Below are 15,926 nucleotides of genomic sequence, written 5' to 3' on the forward strand. Positions count from 1 at the left end.
ACATGGAAAGAGTCAGCATTACCGAGCGCCCGGACTGGCGCGAGAAAGCGACCGAATACGGCTTCAACTTCCACACCATGTACGGCGAGCCCTACTGGAGCGAAGAGGCTTATTACAAGCTGACCCTCGCCCAGGTGGAAAAGCTGGAGGAGGTCACCGCCGAGCTGCATCAGATGTGTCTTCAGGTGGTGGAAAAAGTGATCGCCAGCGATGAGCTGATGGCCAAATTCCGCATCCCTAAACACACCTGGGGCTTTGTGCGCCAGTCGTGGAAAACCAACCAGCCGTCACTCTACTCACGTCTCGACCTGGCCTGGGATGGCGTCGGCGAGCCGAAGCTGCTGGAGAACAATGCCGACACGCCAACCTCGCTGTATGAAGCAGCCTTCTTCCAGTGGATCTGGCTGGAAGACCAGCTCAACGCCGGCAAACTGCCGGCGGGCAGCGATCAGTTCAACAGCCTGCAGGAAAAGCTAATCGATCGCTTCGGTGAGCTGCGCGAGCAGTTTGGCTTCCAGCTGCTGCATATGGCCTGCTGCCGCGATACCGTTGAAGATCGCGGCACCGTGCAATATCTGCAGGACTGCGCCGCCGAGGCGGGGCTGGCAACGGAATTCCTCTACATCGAAGATATTGGTCTGGGTGAAAAAGGCCAGTTTACCGATCTCCAGGATCAGGTGATTGGCAACCTGTTCAAGCTCTATCCGTGGGAGTTTATGCTGCGGGAGATGTTTTCCACCAAGCTGGAAGACGCCGGCGTCCGCTGGCTGGAGCCGGCGTGGAAGAGCATCATCTCCAACAAAGCGCTGCTGCCGATGCTGTGGGAAATGTTCCCTAATCATCCGAATCTGCTGGCGGCTTACTTCAGCGAAGATGCCCATCCGGAGATGGAGAAGTACGTCATTAAGCCAATCTTCTCCCGCGAAGGCGCCAACGTGTCGATCGTTGAGAATGGCAAAGTTTTGGAAGCCGTGGAAGGCCCGTACGGAGAAGAAGGCACAATCGTGCAGGAATTTTACCCGCTGCCGAAGTTTGGTGACAGCTACACGCTGATTGGCAGCTGGCTCATCAACGATCAGCCCGCCGGGATCGGCATTCGTGAAGACCGGGCGCTGATTACCCAGGATCTGTCGCGCTTCTATCCGCACATTTTCGTCGAATAATGTCGCGCTCCGGCGACGATACCGCCGCCGGAGCACAGTCTATCAGGTGCCAACTACCACCGACAGCATACTCAACGAGCCCATCTCGATGCCATCGACCGGGGTCGAAATCGCCTCAACGCCGTCCCACGCCCCCAGGACATATAACAGCGGCAGGAAATGCTCCGCCGTTGGGTTGGAGAGCGAGCCCCCTTCATGTGCCAGGTAGTTAACCAGCGGGTGCTGATCGTCCGGGCCCTGCCACTGCAAATTCGCCTTCACGTAGTTGTTGAAGGACTCCGCCCACGGATACGGCGTGTTCTCGCCATGCCAGCGGGCGGTACGCAGGTTATGCACCACGTTGCCGCTGGCCACCAGCATAATGCCTTCATCACGCAGCGAGGCCAGCTTCCGCCCCATTTCAAGATGCCAGGCCGGCGGTTTGGTGCTGTCGATGCTCAGCTGAACCATCGGGATATCCGCCTGCGGATACATCTTAATCAGCACGCCCCATGAACCATGGTCAAATCCCCAGGCTTCTTTATCGAGGGTAACCGGCACCGGCGAGAGCAACTCCACCAGTCGTTGCGCCAGCGCCGGGGAACCCGGAGCCGGGTAATGAGTGTCATACAGCGCCTGCGGGAAGCCGCCAAAGTCGTGAATGGTCTTCGGGGCCTCCATCGCCGTCACGCCCGTACCGCGCGTGAACCAGTGCGCAGAGACCACCACGATCGCTTTCGGACGCGGCAGGGTTTCGCCCAGGTGAGCCCAGGCGCGGGTATAGCGATTGTCTTCCAGCACGTTCATTGGGCTGCCATGGCCGAGGAACAACGCGGGCATTCGGGTACGGGACATGATGATATCCTTAGGGTGTCAATGTGATGTGCTCACATTACGCGCTTTTGCGCCAGGATAAACTCAGATAACCATGATGATGATCGTCAGAAAATTTGAATGTAATTCGCGGTAAAGGGAGCTGTCCCGTACGCGCATCCTCAGGCAATATACTCGTATGCACTTATTTTCGCAGGGAGAGAAGCGATGTCATCACCCTTAATATTGACGCTGTTAGCCGGTAGCGCAACCTTTATTGGCGCCATATTCGGCGTGATTGGCCAGAAACCCTCTAACCGCCTGCTTGGCTTCTCCCTCGGCTTTGCCGCCGGGATCATGCTGTTGATTTCGTTGATGGAAATGCTGCCTGCCGCGCTGGCCGCCGAGGGCATGTCGCCGCTGCTCGGCTACGGAATGTTTGTTGTCGGCCTGCTGGGCTACTTTGGTCTCGATCGCCTGCTGCCGCACGCCCATCCGCAGGATCTGATGACCCCCGCCGCGCCGCGGCCGCGCAATTTACGCCGCACCGCCATTTTGCTGACGCTAGGTATCAGCCTGCATAATTTTCCGGAAGGCATCGCCACCTATGTCACGGCCAGCAACAACCTCGAGCTTGGCATGGGAGTGGCGCTTGCCGTCGCCCTGCACAATATTCCTGAAGGTTTGGCGGTTGCCGGGCCGGTATATGCCGCTACCGGATCGCGCAGCAAGGCGGTGCTCTGGGCCGGTCTTTCCGGTATGGCGGAGATTTTAGGCGGCGTGCTGGCGTGGCTGATTCTGGGCAGCCTGGTCTCGCCGCTGGTCATGGGCGCGATCATGGCCGCCGTCGCCGGGATTATGGTGGCGCTGTCGGTCGATGAACTGATGCCGCTGGCAAAAGAGATCGATCCGCAAAGCAACCCGAGCTATGGCGTCCTGTGCGGGATGTCGGTGATGGGGCTGAGCCTGGTGGTGCTCCAGACGATGGGCATCGGTTAAGGCGCAGAAACAATACAGCCCACTAAAAAGTGGGCTGTTTTCACTGGCGTTGTCAGCCGCTGATTAGCTGGCTTTACGCTCATGTTCGCGACGATAGGCCACCAGATCTTCAATCGTGACCACTGCCATATTATGCTGCTGAGCGAACTTGATGCACTCCGGCGCGCGGGCCATAGTGCCATCGTCATTGGTCAGCTCGCACAGCACGCCTGCCGGTTTGAAGCCGGCGAGGGTCACGAGATCGATAGTGGCTTCGGTGTGGCCGCCGCGGGTCAGTACGCCGCCCGGCTGCGCCCGCAGCGGGAAAACGTGGCCAGGACGGTTGAGATCGGAAGGTTTCGCGCCGTCGGCAATCGCCGCGCGGACAGTGGTCACGCGGTCGGCAGCGGAAACGCCAGTGGTCACGCCTTCGGCCGCTTCGATGGTGACGGTAAAGCCGGTGCCGTAGGCGCTGGTGTTGTTCTCCACCATCATCGGCAGATCCAGCTGTTTACGGCGATCTTCGGTCAGGCACAGGCACACAATGCCGCTGCCGTGACGAATGGTCAGCGCCATCTGCTCTACGGTCATGGTTTCGGCGGCGAAAATCATATCGCCTTCGTTTTCACGGTCTTCATCGTCAAGCACCATCACGCCGCGGCCTTCGCGCAGGGCGTTTAAAGCGTGTTCCACACGTTCAAAAGCGGTACCAAAAGAAGAAAGGAGCGTCTGATTCATGGTAAAAAAACCTCATTAAAATTATGGTTACCAGAATCAGGGCAGTCTTAGGAGCGCCGGTTTAGCGGCAAAAGTCAACGCGAGCGGGCCTGGGCCCGACTGTGCCGTTACTCTCTCCCATCCGGACTTTAACCGTCGGCCCCGGAATTACACCGGATCTGCTGACCTTCCCGTAGTCACGGGAAGCGCTCGCGGGCTTTCAACGCCATGGTTGATTTACCGCCGGTGGGGAATTTCGCCCCGCCCTGAGAATAAGCGAGATAACTATAACGCTATTGACTATCCTCGGCAATGCATAAGCTTCAAACATTTCTGGTTTATAGGCGGCCTGGTTCGCACTACAATGATCAATCATCCGACCCGAGCAGGAAACCACCATGATTGACCCGAAAAAAATTGAACAAATCGCCCGCCAGGTCCATGAGTCGATGCCAAAAGGACTTCGCGATCTGGGTGAGGATGTTGAGAAGAAAATCCGCCAGGCGCTGCAGTCGCAGCTGACCCGCCTGGATCTGGTTAGCCGCGAAGAGTTTGACGTGCAGACTCAGGTTCTGCTGCGGACCCGCGAAAAACTGGCGCTGCTGGAACAGCGCCTGAATGACCTTGAAAACCGCCCGGCGACGACGCCTGGCAGCGAAGAGCAGCAGTAAAAAAACGGGCCCTCAGGGGCCCGTTTGCGTTGACTTAGTGTGCGGCTTCCGCCGGGCTGTTCACCTGACGACAGTACAGTTCATAGCGCTGGCAAAACCATTCACGATGTTCTTCATCCATATTGCCGACGATGGCCTGAAGATCAACTGGCTGGCCCTGGGCGTGCATTCTGGCGAAACTCCGCGCCAAAAAATCAAAATTCTTCATTGAATACATATCGTTATGGTTCATGCGCATACTCCTTCAGCGGTGGATGTTCTGATCAGTCATATGCCTTTTACTCACTTCAGTATTTACGCTTACCTTAACGCCATTTGTACGAAAAATGCGCTTAATGTGATTATTTATTGCGCCAAATCATTTTCCACATCATTAAATAAAAACGGCCCGCGATATCGCTATCGCAGGCCGTGATGCCGCACCGTTCTGGTGGGTGAATAGCGAAACGGTTATTTTTCGCTATCTTTCTGTATTTTCTTAATAATGTTGGTGGTTGAGCACCCATCTTCAAAGTTGAGCACCAGCACTTCGCCACCGTTCGCCCAGACCTCTTCACTGCCGGCGATCTGTTCCGGTTTGTAGTCGCCGCCTTTGACCAGCAGATCCGGCAGGATCCCGGCAATCAGGCGCTGCGGTGTATCTTCTTCGAAGGAGACCACCCAGTCGACCGCCTCCAGCGCCCCCAGCACGATCATCCGCTGCTCCAGCGGGTTCACCGGGCGGGTTTCGCCTTTCAGACGTTTGGTGGAGGCATCGCTGTTGACCGCCACGATCAGACGGTCGCCCAGTTTGCGCGCATTCGCCAGATAGGAGACATGGCCGGCGTGCAGAATGTCGAAGACGCCGTTGGTCATAACCACTTTCTCGCCGCGCTTGCGCGCTGCCGCAACCGCCTGTTTGAGTTCCTCTTCGCTCATCACGCCGAAGCCAGTCTCAGCCCGGCCGCGAACCGCATTTTCCAGCTCGACAGGAGAAACGGTGGAGGTCCCCAGCTTGCCAACCACCACGCCCGCCGCGGCGTTGGCGAAATAGCAGGCCTCTTCCAGGGTATTGCCGGAGGCCAGGGTCGCCGCCAGCACGCCAATCACCGTGTCGCCGGCGCCGGTGACATCGTACACTTCCTGGGCCTGGGTCGGCATATGCAGCGGCGGACGCCCCGGCTGCAGCAGCGTCATCCCCTGCTCAGAGCGCGTCACCAGCAGCGCTGACAGTTCGAATTCGGCGATGAGCTTCATGCCGCGCTCAACGATCTCCGCTTCATTCTGGCACTTGCCCACCACCGCTTCAAACTCAGAGAGGTTCGGCGTGAGCAGCGTTGCGCCGCGATAGCGTTCGAAATCGGTACCTTTCGGATCGATCAGCACCGGCACGCCTGCTTCACGGGCGAGCTTGATCATCGTCTGGACGCTGGTCAGCGCCCCTTTAGCGTAGTCCGAGAGAACCAGCGCGCCAATGGAGCCCAGCGCCTGCTGAATGCGCTCGTGCATCGGCTGCGGATCAACGCCGGAAAAGCCCTCTTCAAAGTCGAGGCGAATCAGCTGCTGGTTGCGCGACAGCACCCGCAGCTTGGTGATGGTCGGGTGTGTCGGGACGGAGACAAAGTCGCACTTCACATTGACGTTGGCCAGCGCCTGGCTCAGCGCGCGGGCGGCGTCATCAATCCCGGTCAATCCCACCAGGCGCGACGTCGCCCCCAGGGAGGCGATGTTCATCGCTACGTTTGCCGCGCCGCCAGGACGTTCTTCGATATTTTCCACCTTCACCACCGGCACCGGGGCTTCCGGGGAAATACGACTGGTGGGGCCGTACCAGTAGCGGTCCAGCATCACATCACCCACCACCAACACTCCTGCACGTTCAAACTCCGGCAGCGTTACTTTCATGACTCTCTCCTGCGAGACGCAAACTTTGCGCGCGATAATAGCACACCCGATTTTATAGTTAAGCCATCAGCCACTTCTGCCAGCTGGCGCTGACCTGCTCACGCTCCCGGCTGAATGCCTCTGGCGCCACGTGTCCCGGCAGCTCCTGCAGGGCCAGGTGATGGAGCGCATCACGCAAGGTGGTGTACGCGTGCGTTAAGGCTCGCGCTTCCTCCTCGTCCATGATGTCGTTCTGCGCCAGCAGCTCGAGAATACGCACGTTATCAGACCAGCGGGTCAACTTCGGCTTGTCGCTGGCATAGCGTAGGACCAGATACTGGGTAATAAATTCAATATCCGTGATCCCACCGGCATCGGCTTTGATATCAAAACGATCGGCATGTTTATTGCCGAGGTGGGCGCGCATCTTCTCACGCATCTCGCGAACTTCGGTCTGCAGGGTCGCGCCATCCCGCGCGGTGGTCAGGATATCGCGACGAATGGCGTCAAATCGCGCCTGCAGCGCCGGGTCGCCATAGACCACGCGAGCGCGCACCAGCGCCTGATGCTCCCATGTCCAGGCTTCGTTCTGCTGATAGTCGGCAAACGCGTCGGCGGTGGTGACCAGCATCCCCGCCGCGCCGGAAGGGCGCAGCCGGGCGTCAACTTCGTAGAGAATACCGGACGAGGTGCGGGTGCTGAACAGATGCATGATCCGCTGAGCCAGCCGCAGGTAGAACTGACGGCCGTCGATCTCCCGCTCGCCGTCGGTCATCACCTCCGCCGGGCAGTCATGGAGGAACACCAGGTCGAGATCGGAACTGTAGCCCAGCTCCCAGCCGCCGAGCTTGCCGTAGCCGACGACGGCGAAGCCGCGCCCCTGGCGATCGTGCAGGTGGGTCGGCTGGCCGTAGCGGGCCACCATCTGTCCCCATGCCTGCTGCACCACCGCGTCGAGGATCGCTTCGGCAAGCCAGGTTAAGTGATCGCTGACCTTCATCACCGGCAGCGTGCCGGCGATATCCGCCGCGGCGATATGCAGCTGCTGCGCCTGCTTGAACTGGCGCAATGCCTCCAGCTGCTGCTCTTCATCCTCTTCCGGCACGCGCAGCAGATACTGGCGCAGCTCGTCGCGATAGGCATCGGTCGCCGTCGGCTGATAGAGGGTGTTGGGATCCAGCAGTTCATCAAGCAGCAGCGGGTGGCGCGCCAGCTGGCTGGCGACCATCGGCGACGCCGCGCAGAGCGTAATCAGGTGCTTCAGCGCGCCGGGGAATTCGCTCAGTAGCTCAAGATAGGTGGTGCGAGTGACGATCCCGGTCAACAGCGGCGTGATCCGCGCCAGAGGCAGAGGCGCATCGGCGCGCGAGCAGATTTCGCTCAGCAGATGCGGCATCAGTTGATCCAGCACCTGGCGGCCTCGCGGGCCGATGGTGCGCCGATCCAGCTCTTTACGGAAATCAGCAATCAGCGCCAAAACGCTGCGGCGGTCGGCGTCGTTTAAATGCGCCAGCGCCGGGCTGGCGTCATCTTCTTCCAGCGCATCCTGCCACAGTTCGCGCCAGTACTCCGCCAACTGCTCATCCGGCGACTGGGCCTCATCATCGCCGATCAGCTCATTAAACACCCGCCGCACGCTGGCCATATGGCTCGCCAGCTGCGCGCTCAGCGTCTCCCAGTCGTCGGTATGCATCCCCCACGCCAGCCTGGCGCGGTTCAGTTCATCCTGCGGCAGAGTCTGAGTCTGCTCATCGTTGATGCTCTGCAGCAGATTTTCCAGCCGGCGCAGGAACAGATAGGCCGCGCGCAGCCGCGCCGCGTCGCCTTCCGGCAGCAGATGCAGCTCATCAATCGCCGCCAGCGTCGGCAGCAGCGCCCGCTGCTGCAGCGCAGGTTCGCGACCGCCGCGGATCAGCTGAAAGACCTGCACGATAAACTCAATTTCACGGATCCCGCCGGCGCCGAGCTTGATGTTGTCTTTCAGCCCGCGACGCCGCACTTCGCGAGCGATCATGCCTTTCATGTTACGCAGCGACTGGATCACGCTGAAGTCGATATAGCGGCGGAAGACGAAGGGGCGAAGCATCGCGCGCAGCTCGCTGGCGTAGGCGTCGTCGTTATCGCCCATGATCCGCGCTTTCACCATCGCGTAGCGTTCCCAGTCCCGGCCCTGCTCCTGGTAATAATCCTCCAGCGCCGCAAAGCTGAGCACCAGCGGCCCGCTGTCGCCAAACGGCCGCAGGCGCATGTCCACCCGATAAACAAAGCCGTCCTGCGTCGGCTGGTCGAGCGCCTTGATAAGCCGCTGCCCCAGGCGGGTAAAGAACTGGGCGTTATCCAGCTCGCGGCGGCCGCCGCGGGTGGCGCCATGCTCGGGCCAGGCAAAAATCAGATCGATATCGGAAGAGAAGTTCAGCTCGCCGCCGCCCAGCTTTCCCATCCCGAGGATCAGCAGCGGCTGCGGCTGGCCCTCGGCATTGCAGGGCGTTCCCCACTCTTTACAGCAGGCGGCGTACAGCCAGTCGCGGGCGGCGACAATCAGGGTCTCCGCCAGGACGCTCAACTGCTGCAGCGTCTCTTCTTCGCTTACCAGCGACAGCGCCTGCGCCCAGGCGATGCGGACCATCATATGACGGCGGAAAAGACGCAGCTCTCGCATCAATCCCGCTTCGTCAGCCACCGCCTGCAGGCGATCCTGCAGCCAGGTCTCATAATGCCGCCACTCTTCCGCCTCCGGTGAAGACTGGGCAAGCTCGTTCAGCCAGCCTGGCTGGGCGATCACACTCTGTTCGACAAAATCACTGAACGCCATCACCGACCTGGCCTGCGGGCTCAGTTCGGCGACGGGGAAATCCGCTGGCAGGCGGTCAGCGACCATCTGCCAGTGCTGCTGTAACTGCGAAGAAAGCGGCATCATAGGGGCTCCCTGGCCTGTAATTATCGTTTTCCACTATGCAGCCAGAACGGCTCGGCAGCCAGCGCCTGGCGACGGAAATATTCAAAGACGCTTCGGTCGTCATGCTCTATCGCACGCTGTAGTTCCTGCCAGTTCTCCAGCCACGGCGCGACGGCGTCGCCATAGGCGCCCGCCAGCAACTGGACGCTGTCGATGTCGCGCGCCAGCTTCGGCAGCTGGTCGGCGGCATCCTCCACCGCCAGGTGCTGCACGGCGCCGCGCAGCTCAGCCGCCGCCCGGGAAAGGTGAATATCGGCAAACCGTTTGAACGATCCGGCTATTTTTTTCTCTCCCGCCTCGTTGAGGAACGGACGCCAGCCGCGCTGGACCAGCCATTCGGTCAGCGCCAGTTTGGCGGCGACGACCTCGGTGCAGAATAACGCCTCATCGGCGGTGTCCGCGGCCAGCAGCGCCGCTTCGGCGTCGTTCAGCAACGCGCGGAGGTGGGTGGTCGCCTTCCGCGGCACGATGCCGCCGAACAGCACCAGCGCATGGCGCACGCGGGCTATCGCCAGCAGGATTTCCGCTTTGGCTTTCGCGTTGCCGCGCAGCCAGACCTCATCGTGATACAGCCAGTGCGCCAGGGCGCTCTCCAGCGCCGCCTCCAGCCCCTGCTCCACGCTGGCCTTCGCCGCCACCGGCAGCACCGCCAGCCGGGTTACCGGGCGCTCGTCGTTGCCTTGCGCCAGATGATACCCGCGCGCGGCTTTGCTCAGGCTCCCCTGACGCAGGACGCCGCTCTCCAGCAAACGCTGCGCGAGGCGCAGCAGATCGGCGGTCTCCCCGGCGAGCAGCTCCAGCTCCAGCTCGCAGATCGGCTCCTGATGCTCGCCCGCCTTCACTTCGCCGCGATCGAGGGCAATCTCAATTTCACTCTTTCCTTCCTGGATCACCCAGCGTTCACGGGCAAAGTCGGTGCTGAACAGCGGTTGCACATGCTCCGCCAGCGCGGCTGGAAGTTCCCCTTGCGGCCAGACCTCCGCCGGCAGGCGCTCAAGCGCCAGCTCCGGTTTATCCAGTGGAATATTGTATTCCGGGCGCTGGTGCAGGCCGCCCACCACCCGACCGGCGATTTTCAGCGTCATCTCATAACGCCCCTGGTCGCCGCGGATGCGCAGCCCCATGTCGTGACGACGCAGCCAGTTATCGGCGGTTTCATAGTAAATGTTCAGCAACTGGCCCGCGGGCGTATGTTTCGCCTCGAGCGCATTGAGCTGCTCGCGCAGCGTCTCTACCCCATCCTGAGCGACGATAAACTTAAGTTCGATTTCTTGAGCCATGACTGAATTCTTCCGCTTCTGTGCTGCGCCGACAAATTGCGGCGAACTTACGACGATATTTTTTGTCAGTAGATAGTATTTTGCGGCGAATCGCCATGCAACGCGCTTTTTGCCGGGCCACCTCCTGGATGATTCCGATTGTGGTGGAAAACTTTGCGTCGCTCTGGCGATGCCTCTACTATCGTTCCACTTTTTATGACCAAACGATGACCTGATGCCAAAATTACGCCTGATTACTTTTACTTTGCTCGCGCTTAGCGCCGCCACGGCGGTTCACGCAGAAGAAAAGCGCTACGTTTCCGATGAGCTGAACACCTGGGTTCGCAGCGGCCCGGGCGATAATTATCGTCTGGTCGGCACCATCAACGCCGGGGAAGAAGTGTCGGTGCTGCAAACCAACGACAGCACCAGTTACGCGCAGATCCGCGACGCGAATGGGCGTACCGCCTGGATCCCGCTGAAAGAGCTGAGCAACGAGCCCAGCCTGCGCACCCGCGTCCCGGATCTGGAAAACCAGGTCAAAACGCTGACCGATAAGCTGAATAATATCGACGCCACCTGGAACCAGCGCACGGCGGATATGCAGAAGAAAGTCGCCGGCAGCGACAGCGTGATCAACGCGTTGAAAGACGAGAACCAAAAGTTGAAAAACGAGCTGGTTGTCGCGCAGAAGAAGGTGAATGCGGCGAATCTGCAGCTTGATGATAAACAGCGCACCATTATCATGCAGTGGTTTATGTACGGCGGCGGCGTGCTGGGCGTCGGTTTGCTGCTGGGTCTGGTGCTGCCGCATCTGGTGCCAAGCCGCAAACGTAAAGACCGGTGGATGAACTAATTCGTCTTCTCTGCCAGACTTACGTATCATCTTGCGAAAAACAGATACGGGAGAATCAGGCGTGAAGAGTTATCTGGTCGGTGGTGCGGTGCGCGACGCGCTGTTAGGACTGCCGGTCAAAGACCGAGACTGGGTGGTGGTGGGCGCCACCCCGCAACAGATGCTTGACGCGGGCTATCAGCAGGTAGGCCGCGACTTTCCCGTGTTTCTTCATCCGCAAAGCCGGGAAGAGTATGCCCTGGCCCGCACCGAGCGCAAATCCGGCGCAGGCTATACCGGTTTTACCTGCTATGCCGCCCCGGACGTCACTCTTGAGGCGGATCTGCTGCGCCGCGACCTGACGGTCAACGCCCTCGCCCAGGATGCCGACGGTACGATTATCGACCCCTACGGCGGACAAAACGATCTCCGCCAGCGCCTGCTGCGCCATGTCTCTCCCGCCTTTAGCGAAGACCCGCTGCGCGTGCTGCGCGTGGCGCGTTTTGCCGCCCGCTATGCCCATCTCGGTTTTCGCATCGCCGAAGAGACCCAGACCCTGATGGCCGCCATGGTTGAGGCCGGCGAACTGGCCCATTTAACGCCGGAGCGGGTGTGGAAAGAGACGGAAAGCGCGTTGACCACCCGCAACCCGCAGGTCTTTTTCCAGACGCTGCGCGACTGCCAGGCCCTCAACGTGCTGTTCCCGGAGATTGACGCCCTGTACGGCGTGCCGGCCCCGGCCAAATGGCACCCGGAAATCGATACCGGCCTGCACACCCTGATGACCGTCACGATGGCCGCGATGCTATCGCCGGACGTCGAGGTGCGCTTCGCCACCCTGTGCCATGACCTCGGCAAAGGGCTGACGCCGAAAGCGCTCTGGCCGCGTCACCACGGCCATGGCCCGGCGGGAGTCAAGCTGGTGGAGCAGCTCTGCGCACGTCTGCGGGTGCCGAACGATATCCGCGATCTCGCGAAACTGGTGGCGGAGTACCATGATCTGATCCACACCCTGCCGATCCTGCAGCCAAAAACCCTCGTCAAACTTTTCGACAGCATTGACGCCTGGCGTAAACCGCAGCGCGTGCAACAGATCGCCCTCACCAGCGAAGCCGACGTCCGCGGGCGCACCGGCTTTGAGGCCAGCGATTATCCGCAGGGGCGCCTGCTGCTGGAGGCCTGGGAAGTGGCGCAGTCGGTCTCCACCAAAGAGGTGGTAGCGGCAGGATTTAAAGGGGCGGAAATTCGCGAGGAGCTGACGCGGCGGAGAATTGCGGCGGTGGCGCAGTGGAAGGAACAGCGTTGCCCCCAGCCGCAAGGCTGAGGGCGCAGGCCTTAGAAAAAGACCACGTAAACCGCTGCCGCGACGATAAAGCGGTAGATAGCGAACGGAATGAACGAGATCCGTTTGATCAGCTGCAGGAAGGTTTTAATCGCAATCAGCGCCACGATAAACGCCATCACGAAGCCGACGGCAAACATCGGAACATCGCCCATGTTGAGGAAGCCGATGCTCTTGTAGACGTCCAGCACCGTGGCGCCCATCATCATCGGTACCGCCAGCAGGAATGAGAACTCTGACGCCGCGTAGCGGCTGACGCCCATCAGCATGCCGCCGGAGATGGTCGCCCCTGAGCGGGAGAAGCCCGGCCACAGCGCCAGGCACTGGAAGCAGCCGATAACGAATGCCTGACGATAGGTCATATCGTCAATCCCGACCGCGCGCGGCTGTTTCGGCTTCAGCACTTCCGCCGCAATTAACAGCACACCGCCGACAATCAGGGCGTACATCACGTTTACCGGGTTAAACAAGGACTTAATGGTGTCGTGGAAAATAAGCCCCATCACCACCGCAGGGATCATACCGAGAAGGATATGGATAAGCGATAAGCGACCGCTGCCCTTGCCTTCATGCGCCGGCGGCTTGCCGAAATGGATGCCGATCAGGCCGAACAGGCGACGCCAGAACATCACCACCACGGCGAGTATCGAGCCTAGCTGAATAACCACTTCAAAGGTATTTGCCGTATCACCTTCAAACCCCAGCAGGTGACCAACAATAATCATATGACCGGTACTGGAAACAGGTAAAAATTCTGTTAACCCCTCAACCACACCCAATATTGCCGCCACCAGCAGCGAGTGTATATCGCTCATCCAATTAAACCCTTTAAAAAAGTAAAATGAAAAAAACCAGGAACACGGTATCGTTCAACAGGCACAACCCGGCTGCCAGAGGGCGCGCAATCCGCAGCATACACGGCGTACACAAGGATTCACCTGCCGTTCTGGTAGGAGATCGCCAGTAAAATTGCCTGATGACCGGATGCTATGACCGGTATAAACGCAATTTGTTTAACAAGTATGACCTGAAAAGTTTTGTTTCAGATTAAGGCCACGTTCAATAATCACCCCGACGTTTGCCGCGCGAGCCACGGCGCCAGGTTTGCTGACTTTAATGCGCACCCATGGCGACTGGAATGTCTCCAGCAGCAGGTCGGCCACCTCTTCCGCCACCCGCTCCACTAACGCGAATTTTCCCCCCTCAACATGCGCGATGACGCGCTCGCTGATATCAGCATAGCTAAGGCAATCGCTGACATCATCGCTGGCGGCCGCCTTGCGGTTATCCCATGCAATTTCGATATCGAACACCAGCTTCTGTTCAATAGTTTGTTCCCAGTCATAAACACCAATGGTGGTGATTACCGAAAGTTGCTCTATAAATACAATATCCATCACGCCCTGCCTGCTTTTTAGCTAAACCGGATACCACTTCCGGCGAATTATGCGTATTATCCACAGATGCAGAGAATACAACGACATTTTCAAAACGGAACAGCGTTATGAGTGCAATCGCGCCTGGACTGGTACTCCTCGCCTACCTCTGCGGCTCCATTTCCAGCGCCATTCTGGTATGTCGCCTTGCTGGCCTGCCCGACCCACGCGACAGCGGCTCAGGCAACCCCGGGGCCACTAACGTACTACGAATCGGCGGAAAAGGGGCGGCCGTAGCGGTACTTATTTTTGATGTGCTGAAGGGCATGTTGCCGGTATGGGGCGCCTGGGCGCTGGGCCTGACGCCGTTCTGGCTGGGTTTAGTGGCGATTGCCGCCTGCGTGGGCCACATCTGGCCAGTCTTCTTTCATTTCCGCGGCGGTAAAGGCGTCGCCACGGCCTTCGGCGCTATCGCCCCCATCGGCCTCGACCTGACCGGCGTGATGGCCGGGACCTGGCTGCTGACCATCCTGCTCAGCGGTTACTCTTCCCTTGGCGCTATCGTCAGCGCGCTGATCGCTCCGTTCTACGTCTGGTGGTTCAAACCACAGTACACCTTCCCGGTGTCGATGCTCTCCTGCCTGATCCTGCTGCGCCATCACGACAACATTCAGCGTCTGTGGCGCCGCCAGGAGAGCAAAATCTGGACGCGGGTGAAGAAGAAAAAAACGCCAGAAGAGAAGTAATCTCCCCTCCCGGCCACCCCAGCCGGAGGGATCCCCGGTTCTATTTAGCGGTCTCACCCGCTCTTTCGCCTTACGTCATCATGATTGGCGATCATCGCCACATCCCCCTTTTGTAACAATGCGTTAGCGGCGACCCACAGCAAAATTCTCGCCAGCGACCGCCGGCGCGGCGTGAACCGCGCTGACGCCTTTTCCGCCGCGGCCAGGCAACGGTTCAGGATATTGACGGCAATGATTATCCGGGTGAATAATCCGGAGCGGTTATGCCGCTTTCCCCTCGCGCCCGATGCGACGCTCCGGGTAACAGATGACATAAGCGTTTCGTATGACCGGGATAATCTCCCGCCGATCAATACTCATTGCTGCTGTTTTATCTTGATTTTGCAGGGGCGCAACATTGCACGGCACCGTGTTACCACCACTCAAAAAAGGCTGGCAGGCCACGCTGGATCTGCGCTTTCAGCAGGCCGGCGGCAAGACCGTTCTCGCCAGCGCCCAACACGTCGGCCCGCTGACCGTCCAGCGCCCGTTTTACCCGGAAGAAGAGACCTGTCATCTCTATCTGCTTCACCCCCCCGGCGGCATCGTCGGCGGTGATGAGCTGACGATTAGCGCCCACCTTGATCCCGGCTGCCATACCCTGATAACCATGCCTGGCGCCAGCAAGTTTTACCGCAGCAGCGGCGCGCAAGCGCTTTTGCGCCAGCAGTTGACCCTCGCCCCGCAGGCGACCCTGGAGTGGCTCCCGCAGGATGCCATCTTCTTTCCCGGGGCGAACGCCCGGCTGTCCACCACCTTTCACCTTTGTGCCTCCAGCACGCTGCTGGCCTGGGATCTGCTCTGCCTTGGCCGCCCGGTGATCGGCGAAACCTTCAGCCACGGCACCCTCAGCAACCGGCTGGAAGTATGGGTGGACGATGAGCCGCTGCTGGTCGAGCGCCTGCACCTGCAGGAGGGAGAGCTGTCCAGCGTCGCCGGACGCCCCTGGGTCGGCACGCTGCTGTGCTATCCGGCAACCGATGCCCTGCTCGACGGGGTGCGCGACGCGCTGGCGCCGCTCGGCCTCTACGCCGGCGCCAGCCTGACCGACCGCCTGCTGACGGTGCGCTTCCTCAGTGACGATAATCTGATTTGCCAGCAGGTGATGCGCGACGTCTGGCAGTTTCTGCGCCCTCATCTCACCGGCAAATCCCCCGTACTTCCCCGAATCTGGCTGACTTAAGAGAAC

The 15,926-nt window shown here is 59.9% G+C and carries 16 protein-coding genes, 2 pseudogenes and 1 riboswitch; of the genes and pseudogenes, 9 read left to right on the forward strand and 9 right to left on the reverse strand.

The window, feature by feature from the left end:
* Window positions 1-2 precede the first annotated feature (2 nt).
* Window positions 3-1,163 carry a glutathionylspermidine synthase family protein gene (locus ACOI7Z_RS16865; protein WP_023291031.1) on the forward strand — a complete coding sequence of 387 codons (1,161 nt, stop codon included), beginning with the start codon at window positions 3-5 and terminating at the stop codon, window positions 1,161-1,163.
* A 42-nt stretch (window positions 1,164-1,205) separates the two neighbouring features.
* Here ACOI7Z_RS16865 and ygiD read toward each other — a convergent pair whose 3' ends face one another.
* On the reverse strand, window positions 1,206-1,997 hold the full coding sequence (ygiD, locus tag ACOI7Z_RS16870; protein WP_087848573.1) for a 4,5-DOPA dioxygenase extradiol: 792 nt from the start codon (window positions 1,995-1,997) through the stop codon (window positions 1,206-1,208).
* A gap of 186 nt (window positions 1,998-2,183) precedes the next feature.
* Here ygiD and zupT point away from each other — a divergent pair, with 186 nt between their 5' ends.
* Entirely contained in the window at window positions 2,184-2,954 is a 771-nt protein-coding gene (gene zupT / locus ACOI7Z_RS16875; protein ID WP_023291032.1) for a zinc transporter ZupT, read from the forward strand.
* Window positions 2,955-3,017: 63 nt separating this feature from the next.
* On the opposite strand, the gene ribB is transcribed toward zupT, so the two are convergent.
* Window positions 3,018-3,671: a 3,4-dihydroxy-2-butanone-4-phosphate synthase gene (ribB, locus tag ACOI7Z_RS16880; RefSeq protein ID WP_023159075.1), complete on the reverse strand. Its 654-nt coding sequence runs from the start codon at window positions 3,669-3,671 to the stop codon at window positions 3,018-3,020.
* A gap of 105 nt (window positions 3,672-3,776) precedes the next feature.
* A riboswitch (FMN riboswitch) is annotated at window positions 3,777-3,928 on the reverse strand.
* Window positions 3,929-4,048: 120 nt separating this feature from the next.
* Here ribB and ubiK point away from each other — a divergent pair.
* Complete coding sequence (gene ubiK, locus ACOI7Z_RS16885) at window positions 4,049-4,321, forward strand: ubiquinone biosynthesis accessory factor UbiK (protein WP_004174355.1); 273 nt, start codon at window positions 4,049-4,051, stop codon at window positions 4,319-4,321.
* Between the two features lie 34 nt (window positions 4,322-4,355).
* On the opposite strand, the gene glgS is transcribed toward ubiK, so the two are convergent.
* Complete coding sequence (gene glgS / locus ACOI7Z_RS16890; protein WP_004205248.1) at window positions 4,356-4,553, reverse strand: cell surface composition regulator GlgS; 198 nt, start codon at window positions 4,551-4,553, stop codon at window positions 4,356-4,358.
* On the opposite strand from glgS, the pseudogene ACOI7Z_RS16895 reads away from it, so the two are divergent.
* A pseudogene (locus tag ACOI7Z_RS16895) lies at window positions 4,545-4,691 on the forward strand (hypothetical protein); the annotation flags it as partial. The gene glgS and the pseudogene ACOI7Z_RS16895 overlap by 9 nt on opposite strands.
* Before the next feature lie 80 nt (window positions 4,692-4,771).
* Here ACOI7Z_RS16895 and hldE read toward each other — a convergent pair.
* Genes hldE through ACOI7Z_RS16910 form a run of 3 tightly spaced genes read right to left on the reverse strand, consistent with a single transcriptional unit; the run spans window position 4,772 to window position 10,420 of the window.
* Window positions 4,772-6,205: a bifunctional D-glycero-beta-D-manno-heptose-7-phosphate kinase/D-glycero-beta-D-manno-heptose 1-phosphate adenylyltransferase HldE gene (gene hldE, locus ACOI7Z_RS16900; protein ID WP_023291033.1), complete on the reverse strand. Its 1,434-nt coding sequence runs from the start codon at window positions 6,203-6,205 to the stop codon at window positions 4,772-4,774.
* Between the two features lie 58 nt (window positions 6,206-6,263).
* On the reverse strand, window positions 6,264-9,101 hold the full coding sequence (gene glnE, locus ACOI7Z_RS16905; protein ID WP_170927797.1) for a bifunctional [glutamate--ammonia ligase]-adenylyl-L-tyrosine phosphorylase/[glutamate--ammonia-ligase] adenylyltransferase: 2,838 nt from the start codon (window positions 9,099-9,101) through the stop codon (window positions 6,264-6,266).
* Between the two features lie 20 nt (window positions 9,102-9,121).
* Entirely contained in the window at window positions 9,122-10,420 is a 1,299-nt protein-coding gene (locus ACOI7Z_RS16910; RefSeq protein ID WP_086074941.1) for an inorganic triphosphatase, read from the reverse strand.
* 214 nt (window positions 10,421-10,634) lie between these two features.
* Between ACOI7Z_RS16910 and ACOI7Z_RS16915 the strand changes: the two genes are divergently transcribed.
* Window positions 10,635-11,255 (forward strand): TIGR04211 family SH3 domain-containing protein, encoded by a 621-nt coding sequence (locus ACOI7Z_RS16915; RefSeq protein ID WP_023291036.1) that lies wholly within the window; start codon window positions 10,635-10,637, stop codon window positions 11,253-11,255.
* Window positions 11,256-11,316: 61 nt separating this feature from the next.
* Window positions 11,317-12,558, forward strand: a complete 1,242-nt coding sequence (locus tag ACOI7Z_RS16920) for a multifunctional CCA addition/repair protein (protein WP_087848572.1) — start codon at window positions 11,317-11,319, stop codon at window positions 12,556-12,558.
* A gap of 11 nt (window positions 12,559-12,569) precedes the next feature.
* Here the strand turns inward: ACOI7Z_RS16920 and bacA are convergent, their stop codons facing one another.
* A complete protein-coding gene (gene bacA, locus ACOI7Z_RS16925) occupies window positions 12,570-13,391 on the reverse strand; it encodes an undecaprenyl-diphosphate phosphatase (RefSeq protein WP_023291038.1) in 822 nt (273 codons plus the stop codon).
* Between the two features lie 198 nt (window positions 13,392-13,589).
* Window positions 13,590-13,973: a bifunctional dihydroneopterin aldolase/7,8-dihydroneopterin epimerase gene (gene folB / locus ACOI7Z_RS16930; RefSeq protein ID WP_004150923.1), complete on the reverse strand. Its 384-nt coding sequence runs from the start codon at window positions 13,971-13,973 to the stop codon at window positions 13,590-13,592.
* Window positions 13,974-14,080: 107 nt separating this feature from the next.
* On the opposite strand from folB, the gene plsY reads away from it, so the two are divergent.
* Together plsY and ACOI7Z_RS16940 are read left to right on the forward strand one after the other, a co-directional pair.
* A complete protein-coding gene (gene plsY, locus ACOI7Z_RS16935) occupies window positions 14,081-14,698 on the forward strand; it encodes a glycerol-3-phosphate 1-O-acyltransferase PlsY (protein ID WP_004205257.1) in 618 nt (205 codons plus the stop codon).
* 185 nt (window positions 14,699-14,883) lie between these two features.
* Window positions 14,884-14,949: pseudogene (locus ACOI7Z_RS16940) on the forward strand (hypothetical protein); the annotation flags it as partial.
* Between the two features lie 10 nt (window positions 14,950-14,959).
* Here the strand turns inward: ACOI7Z_RS16940 and ACOI7Z_RS16945 are convergent.
* Window positions 14,960-15,106: a hypothetical protein gene (locus tag ACOI7Z_RS16945; RefSeq protein WP_032428993.1), complete on the reverse strand. Its 147-nt coding sequence runs from the start codon at window positions 15,104-15,106 to the stop codon at window positions 14,960-14,962.
* Here ACOI7Z_RS16945 and ACOI7Z_RS16950 point away from each other — a divergent pair.
* Complete coding sequence (locus tag ACOI7Z_RS16950; RefSeq protein WP_064157986.1) at window positions 15,096-15,920, forward strand: urease accessory protein UreD; 825 nt, start codon at window positions 15,096-15,098, stop codon at window positions 15,918-15,920. The two genes, ACOI7Z_RS16945 and ACOI7Z_RS16950, sit on opposite strands and share 11 nt — an antisense overlap.
* Window positions 15,921-15,926: the final 6 nt, after the last annotated feature.

Source organism: Klebsiella sp. C283 (assembly GCF_048822555.1).
GTDB classification, from domain to species: Bacteria; Pseudomonadota; Gammaproteobacteria; order Enterobacterales; family Enterobacteriaceae; genus Klebsiella; species Klebsiella quasipneumoniae.

What these genes read in the sequence shown, in the direction of transcription:
- ACOI7Z_RS16865 (WP_023291031.1), top strand. Translation starts at nt 3, where the DNA reads ATGGAAAGAGTCAGCATTACCGAGCGCCCGGACTGGCGCGAGAAAGCG.
- ygiD (WP_087848573.1), bottom strand. Translation starts at nt 1,997, where the DNA reads ATGTCCCGTACCCGAATGCCCGCGTTGTTCCTCGGCCATGGCAGCCCA.
- zupT (WP_023291032.1), top strand. Translation starts at nt 2,184, where the DNA reads ATGTCATCACCCTTAATATTGACGCTGTTAGCCGGTAGCGCAACCTTT.
- ribB (WP_023159075.1), bottom strand. Translation starts at nt 3,671, where the DNA reads ATGAATCAGACGCTCCTTTCTTCTTTTGGTACCGCTTTTGAACGTGTG.
- ubiK (WP_004174355.1), top strand. Translation starts at nt 4,049, where the DNA reads ATGATTGACCCGAAAAAAATTGAACAAATCGCCCGCCAGGTCCATGAG.
- glgS (WP_004205248.1), bottom strand. Translation starts at nt 4,553, where the DNA reads ATGAACCATAACGATATGTATTCAATGAAGAATTTTGATTTTTTGGCG.
- hldE (WP_023291033.1), bottom strand. Translation starts at nt 6,205, where the DNA reads ATGAAAGTAACGCTGCCGGAGTTTGAACGTGCAGGAGTGTTGGTGGTG.
- glnE (WP_170927797.1), bottom strand. Translation starts at nt 9,101, where the DNA reads ATGATGCCGCTTTCTTCGCAGTTACAGCAGCACTGGCAGATGGTCGCT.
- ACOI7Z_RS16910 (WP_086074941.1), bottom strand. Translation starts at nt 10,420, where the DNA reads ATGGCTCAAGAAATCGAACTTAAGTTTATCGTCGCTCAGGATGGGGTA.
- ACOI7Z_RS16915 (WP_023291036.1), top strand. Translation starts at nt 10,635, where the DNA reads ATGCCAAAATTACGCCTGATTACTTTTACTTTGCTCGCGCTTAGCGCC.
- bacA (WP_023291038.1), bottom strand. Translation starts at nt 13,391, where the DNA reads ATGAGCGATATACACTCGCTGCTGGTGGCGGCAATATTGGGTGTGGTT.
- folB (WP_004150923.1), bottom strand. Translation starts at nt 13,973, where the DNA reads ATGGATATTGTATTTATAGAGCAACTTTCGGTAATCACCACCATTGGT.
- plsY (WP_004205257.1), top strand. Translation starts at nt 14,081, where the DNA reads ATGAGTGCAATCGCGCCTGGACTGGTACTCCTCGCCTACCTCTGCGGC.